Below are 4,661 nucleotides of genomic sequence, written 5' to 3'. Positions count from 1 at the left end.
GGGGGCACCAGTGAGGGCTTCGGGCTGTCATATTCCCGGGCGCGCGAGGTCGCGATCCGCATGCGGTGCACGATGATCTGGGCGCCGACGTCGGTTTCGGGCTTCAGCAACACCGGGTTCATGTCGGTGTGCGGTTCGACGCCGGCGGCGAGCGCCTGCAAGGCCTGCGCGCGTCCGATCTCGCCGCTATCGACAGTGACGGCAGCGTTGTTCGACATGTTCTGCGGCTTGAACGGCAGCACGCGCAGGCCGCGTCGTCTGGCGGCGCGTGCGAGGCCCGCGACGACGAGCGACTTGCCCACGTCCGAACCGGCTCCCTGGATCATCAATGCGCGTGCCATGGTGCGGCCTGTCAGAACTCGACGCCCGGCTGCGCCTTAATGCCGGACCGGAACGGGTGCTTCACCAGCGTCATCTCGGTGACGAGATCGGCAATCTCGATCAATTCCTCCTTCGCGTTGCGCCCGGTGAGCACGACGTGCGTCATCGGCGGCTTCGACGTCGTCAGGAACTCGACGACGTCGGCGATATCAAGATAATCGTAGCGCAGCGCGATGTTGATCTCGTCGAGCACCACCATGCGCAAGCTCGGGTCTGCGATCAGCTGCTTGGCCTTTTCCCAGCCGGCCTGGGCGGCTGCGATGTCGCGGGCGCGGTCCTGCGTCTCCCAGGTGAATCCTTCGCCCATCGCGTGGAATTGACAGAGATCGCCAAAATGGCCGGTGAGCAGGCGGCGCTCGCCGGTATCCCAGGCACCCTTGATGAACTGCACCACGGCGCAGGGAAAGCCGTGCGCCACGCAGCGCACGATCATCCCGAAGGCGGAGGACGATTTTCCCTTGCCCGCGCCGGTATGAACGATGATCAGGCCCTTTTCACCGCTCTTGGTCGCCATGATCTTGTCGCGGGCGGCCTTCTTTTTCGCCATCTTGTCGGCATGGCGCGCATCCAGCGAAGAATCGGTGCCGACGGCGCCGCCCTCAGCGTCGTTTCCATCTGAAATCATCACGTTCCTTCGGCTTGACAAGTGCGAGGCTTGGACGAATGGTGGGCCCGCGTTGGTTCCTGTCCTACGACAGGCGAAGAGGGAATGCGATAGGGCTCCGCAAATGGAGCCTGAAGTGCAGCCGCCCCCGCGACCGTGACCGGAGAGATGTCCAAGCCACTGATTCCGCGAGGAGTCGGGAAGGTGGGCATCAGGGGAGAAATCCTGCTCCGCAAGCCGGGAGACCTGCCAACGCAGCAAAGTTGAGACCGGCGGACGGGGTGTTCCGCGACGGGGAACGGGCCTGTCCACGTCAGGTTCGTGTGCCTCATCGCTTCCCGTTGTTAATCCAGGAAGGGCGATGAGCGTTACACTTCATGTCTGCATCACCTGCCGTGCCGGCCAGACGCCGGCCGAAGGTGAGACTGCGCCCGGTGCGCGCCTGCATGCCGCGCTCGTTGAGGCCGGCGTGCCCGACGACGTCAATCTGGTTCCCGTCGAGTGCCTGTCGGCTTGCAGCCAGGGCTGCTCGGTCGCGCTCAGCGCGCCGGGGCGGTGGTCCTATGTCTACGGACGGCTGTCCGAAGCTAATGCCAGGGATGTGATCGCCGGCGCCTCCGCCTATGCCGCGGCGCCCGACGGCATCGTGCCGTGGCGCAGCCGTCCCGAAATCTTCCGCAAGCAGTCGCTTGCCCGCATTCCACCTCTTCCCGTCGTGCCGGAGGCCGCCGAATGACCACGCTCGCCAAGGTTCCTGTCACCGTCGTGACTGGCTTTCTCGGGTCCGGCAAGACGACGCTGATCCAGCATCTGATCCGCAACGCCAACGGCAAGAAGCTCGCGGTGCTGGTGAACGAGTTCGGCAGCGAGGGTGTCGACGGCGACATCCTGAAGTCGTGCGCCGATGCCAATTGCCCGACCGAGAACATCATTGAGCTCGCCAATGGCTGCATCTGCTGCACCGTCGCCGACGATTTCATCCCTGCGATGGAGCAACTGCTGGCGCGCCCCGTGCGGCCCGATCACATCGTGATCGAGACCTCGGGCCTCGCGCTGCCGAAGCCGTTGCTGAAAGCGTTTGACTGGCCGGAGATCCGCTCGCGGATCACGGTCGACGGCGTGATCGCGCTGGCCGACGCCGAGGCGGTTGCCGCCGGGCGCTTCGCGCCCGATCCGGTCGCAGTCGACGCGCAACGCGCCGCGGACGGCAATCTCGACCACGAGACGCCGCTGTCCGAAGTGTTCGAGGACCAGATCGCCTGCGCCGATATCGTGCTGCTGACCAAGGCCGATCTCGCCGGGGCGGAAGGGATCAGGACGGCCAAGGAGGTCATCGCGGCCGAAATGCCGCGCGAGGTGCCGATGCTGCCCATCGTCGATGGCACGATCGACGCGAGGGTCATCCTGGGGCTCGGCGCCGCGGCGGAAGACGATCTCGCGTCGCGTCCGTCGCATCACGACGGCGAAGAGGAGCACGAGCACGACGATTTCAATTCCGTGGTGATCGATCTTCCGGAGATCGTTGATATCGATGCGCTGGTCGCCTCGATCAAGGGACTTGCGCGCGAGCAGAACGTGCTGCGCGCCAAGGGCTACATCGCGGTCGAAGGCAAGCCGATGCGGTTGCTGGTGCAATCCGTCGGCGAGCGGGTGCGGCATCAGTTCGACATGCCCTGGGGCGGTCGCCCGCGGCAGTCGAAGCTCGTCGTGATCGGCGAACACGGCGATATCGATGAAGCTGCAATCAAGGCACGGCTTGGTGTCTGATGCACGTCGTATTCCGCGAGAGCCGCGGCCTTGAAGAGACCGCGACACCCAGGGACCTCGGCCAGGATCCGGCCGATCTCGTGGTGTTGTCGTTCTCCGACAGCGATCTCGCGGCGTTCGCGGCCGGCTGGCGGCGCGGCCGCGCCGCGTTGCCGTCGCTGCGGCTCGCCAATCTCACGGAGCTGCGCCATCCGCTGTCGGTCGATACCTATATCGAGCGGACGCTGTCGCACGCGCGCGGCATCCTGGTTCGGCTGATCGGCGGCGAACCCTATTGGTCGTACGGGCTGGCCGCGGTGCATCGGCTGGCGAAGGAGCGCGGCATCGCCCTGGTGGTGTTGCCGGCCGATGGCCGCGACGATCTGCGGCTGGATGAATTCTCCACTCTGCCGGTCTCGGCGCTGCGCCGCCTGAAGGCGCTGTGCGACAAGGGCGGCCCGGTTGCCGCGCAGGCCGTGATCGCCCAGCTGGCGCTGGCGTCCGGACTCTATGCCGGGCCTGTCGTCGGCGAGATCGATCTTCCCGAGATCGGCGTTTATGATTCAAGGCGCGGTGTCGTCCCAATGCTGCCGGCATCAGATGGCCGGCCGCGGGTGCTGGTGACGTTCTACCGTTCCTATCTGGCGGCCGGCGATACGGCGCCGGTCGATGCATTGATCGATGCATTGCGCGAAAAGGGTTTCGATGCCCACGGCGTCTTCGTTACTTCGCTGAAGGCGGCGGGCGTGGCCGATTGGCTGCGCGCCCAGTTCGCGCAATGCGCTCCGGCCGCGATCGTCAATGTAACTGCGTTCTCGGCGGTGGGTGACGATGGCACGACGCCGTTCGATGCCGCATCGTGCCCGGTGTTCCAGGTCGCTTTGTCGACGGCGCAGCGCGACGATTGGGCCGGGTCACTGCGCGGTCTTTCACCCGGCGATCTTGCGATGCACGTCGTGCTGCCGGAGGTCGACGGCCGCCTGTTCGTGGGCGTCGTGAGCTTCAAGTCGCCGGGCGAGCGCGATCCCGACCTGCAGTTCGCGCATCTCGCGCATCGGCCGGATGCGGAGCGCGTTGCGGCGGTCGCCGCGCGCGTGGCAGCCTGGCATCGACTTGCCGGAAAGCCCGCGCAGCAGAAACAGCTTGCGCTCGTGCTCTCGAACTATCCGGGCCGTCCACATCAGATCGCGCATGCCGTGGGACTTGATGCGCTGGCCTCGGTCGAGGCTTTGCTGGCCGATCTCGCAGCTGCGGGTTTTGATCTCGAGCCGGTGACGTCGCTGGGCGAAGTGCTCCTGCGCCGGACGTTGACGTGGAGCTTGGCCGACTATCGCAAGGCGATCTCTGGCCTGCCGCAGCAGCTGCAGGACGACCTTGCGCGCTCATGGGGGGCGCCGGAGGATGATCCTGATTGCCGTGACGGTTCATTTCATTTCGCCGCGATCCGGTGCGGACAATCGATCATTGCGGTTCAGCCGGAGCGCGGTGAGGCCGGTCACCGCGATGCGGATTATCACGACCTCTCGCGCACACCGCGCCATGCCTACGTCGCGTTCCATTTGTGGCTCAGGCAGCAGGGCATCGATGCCGTCGTCCACATGGGCGCGCATGGAACGCTGGAATGGCTGCCCGGCAAGTCGGTTGCGCTGTCATCGGCGTGTTGGCCCGAGGCACTGATCGGCGATCTGCCCGTTGTCTATCCCTTCATCGTCAACGACCCCGGCGAGGCGGCGCAGGCCAAGCGCCGGATCGGTGCTGTGACGATCGGCCATCTGCCGCCGCCGCTGGCACAGGCGGCGGTGCCGGAGGGCTTGCGTCGTCTCGAGCGCTTGCTTGATGAGTACTCCACCGCCGACGGTCTTGATCCAGCGCGGCGGCAGCGCCTGATTGCTGCGATCCGCGAAGAAGCGCGCATCGCCGGGTTGGAGGA

At 66.0% G+C, this 4,661-nt stretch carries 5 protein-coding genes and 1 riboswitch; of the genes, 3 read left to right on the top strand and 2 right to left on the bottom strand.

What is annotated here, in order from left to right:
- Both FNJ47_RS44635 and cobO read right to left on the bottom strand, forming a co-directional pair.
- Positions 1-341: nucleotide-binding protein (locus tag FNJ47_RS44635; protein ID WP_163162958.1), on the bottom strand; the 341-nt coding region annotated here is incomplete at its 3' end.
- Positions 342-352: 11 nt separating this feature from the next.
- Positions 353-1,006, bottom strand: coding sequence for a cob(I)yrinic acid a,c-diamide adenosyltransferase (gene cobO, locus FNJ47_RS44630; RefSeq protein WP_163162956.1), 654 nt, complete (start codon positions 1,004-1,006; stop codon positions 353-355).
- 36 nt (positions 1,007-1,042) lie between these two features.
- Positions 1,043-1,253, top strand: a riboswitch (cobalamin riboswitch).
- A gap of 93 nt (positions 1,254-1,346) precedes the next feature.
- Here cobO and FNJ47_RS44625 point away from each other — a divergent pair.
- The 3 genes from FNJ47_RS44625 to FNJ47_RS44615 all read left to right on the top strand — a co-directional run.
- Complete coding sequence (locus tag FNJ47_RS44625) at positions 1,347-1,721, top strand: DUF1636 family protein (RefSeq protein ID WP_163162954.1); 375 nt, start codon at positions 1,347-1,349, stop codon at positions 1,719-1,721.
- Entirely contained in the window at positions 1,718-2,752 is a 1,035-nt protein-coding gene (cobW, locus tag FNJ47_RS44620) for a cobalamin biosynthesis protein CobW (RefSeq protein ID WP_163162952.1), read from the top strand. The genes FNJ47_RS44625 and cobW overlap by 4 nt, the downstream gene beginning before the upstream one ends.
- Positions 2,752-4,661, top strand: a 1,910-nt coding sequence (locus tag FNJ47_RS44615) for a cobaltochelatase subunit CobN (protein WP_175068513.1), incomplete at its 3' end; no start/stop codon positions are given. The genes cobW and FNJ47_RS44615, both read left to right, overlap by 1 nt.

It is taken from the genome of Bradyrhizobium uaiense (assembly GCF_010811875.1).
Classification (GTDB): Bacteria; Pseudomonadota; Alphaproteobacteria; order Rhizobiales; family Xanthobacteraceae; genus Bradyrhizobium; species Bradyrhizobium uaiense.
Note: the sequence above shows the minus strand (reverse complement) of the source record. Positions and strands in the feature narration are given on the sequence as shown.

What these genes read in the sequence shown, in the direction of transcription:
- cobO (WP_163162956.1), bottom strand. Translation starts at nt 1,006, where the DNA reads ATGATTTCAGATGGAAACGACGCTGAGGGCGGCGCCGTCGGCACCGAT.
- FNJ47_RS44625 (WP_163162954.1), top strand. Translation starts at nt 1,347, where the DNA reads ATGAGCGTTACACTTCATGTCTGCATCACCTGCCGTGCCGGCCAGACG.
- cobW (WP_163162952.1), top strand. Translation starts at nt 1,718, where the DNA reads ATGACCACGCTCGCCAAGGTTCCTGTCACCGTCGTGACTGGCTTTCTC.